At 51.0% G+C, this 1,411-nt stretch carries 1 rRNA gene; it reads left to right on the top strand.

Annotated elements, in window-relative coordinates:
- Nucleotides 1-1,411, top strand: a 23S ribosomal RNA gene (locus ACXAFV_RS22510); the annotation flags it as partial.

Raw genomic sequence — 1,411 nt, 5'->3', positions numbered from 1 at the left:
TATCCTTACTTGAATACATAGAGTATGGAAGGCAGACCCAGGGAACTGAAACATCTAAGTACCTGGAGGAAGAGAAAGCAAATGCGATTCCCTGAGTAGCGGCGAGCGAAACGGGATGTAGCCCAAACCAAGAGGCTTGCCTCTTGGGGTTGTAGGACACTCTATACGGAGTTACAAAGGAACGGAGTAGACGAAGAAGTCTGGAAAGGCTCGTCAAAGAAGGTAACAACCCTGTAGTTGAAACTTCGTTCCCTCTTGAGTGGATCCTGAGTACGGCGGGACACGTGAAATCCCGTCGGAAGCTGGGAGGACCATCTCCCAAGGCTAAATACTACCTAGTGACCGATAGTGAACCAGTACCGTGAGGGAAAGGTGAAAAGCACCCCGGAAGGGGAGTGAAAGAGAACCTGAAACCGTGTGCCTACAAGTAGTCAGAGCCCGTTAACGGGTGATGGCGTGCCTTTTGTAGAATGAACCGGCGAGTTACGATCCCATGCAAGGTTAAGTCGATGAGACGGAGCCGCAGCGAAAGCGAGTCTGAATAGGGCGAATGAGTATGTGGTCGTAGACCCGAAACCAGGTGATCTACCCATGTCCAGGATGAAGTCCAGGTAACACTGGATGGAGGTCCGAACCCACGCACGTTGAAAAGTGCGGGGATGAGGTGTGGGTAGCGGAGAAATTCCAATCGAACTTGGAGATAGCTGGTTCTCTCCGAAATAGCTTTAGGGCTAGCCTCATGTGTAAGAGTCTTGGAGGTAGAGCACTGTTTGGACTAGGGGCCCTCATCGGGTTACCGAATTCAGACAAACTCCGAATGCCAAAGACTTATCCATGGGAGTCAGACTGCGAGTGATAAGATCCGTAGTCGAAAGGGAAACAGCCCAGACCACCAGCTAAGGTCCCAAAGTATACGTTAAGTGGAAAAGGATGTGGAGTTGCTTAGACAACCAGGATGTTGGCTTAGAAGCAGCCACCATTTAAAGAGTGCGTAATAGCTCACTGGTCGAGTGACTCTGCGCCGAAAATGTACCGGGGCTAAACGTATCACCGAAGCTGTGGATTGACACCTCTAGGTGTCAGTGGTAGGAGAGCGTTCTAAGGACAGTGAAGTCAGACCGTAAGGACTGGTGGAGTGCTTAGAAGTGAGAATGCCGGTATGAGTAGCGAAAGATGGGTGAGAATCCCATCCACCGAATGCCTAAGGTTTCCTGAGGAAGGCTCGTCCGCTCAGGGTTAGTCGGGACCTAAGTCGAGGCCGATAGGCGTAGACGATGGACAACAGGTTGATATTCCTGTACCACCTCTTTTCCGTTTGAGCAATGGGGGGACGCAGGAGGATAGGGTAAGCGCACTGCTGGATATGTGCGTCTAAGCAGTTAGGCTGATGATGAGGCAAATCCCATCATCG

This window comes from Rossellomorea sp. ABR4_012 (assembly GCF_056159545.1).
Note: the sequence above shows the minus strand (reverse complement) of the source record. Positions and strands in the feature narration are given on the sequence as shown.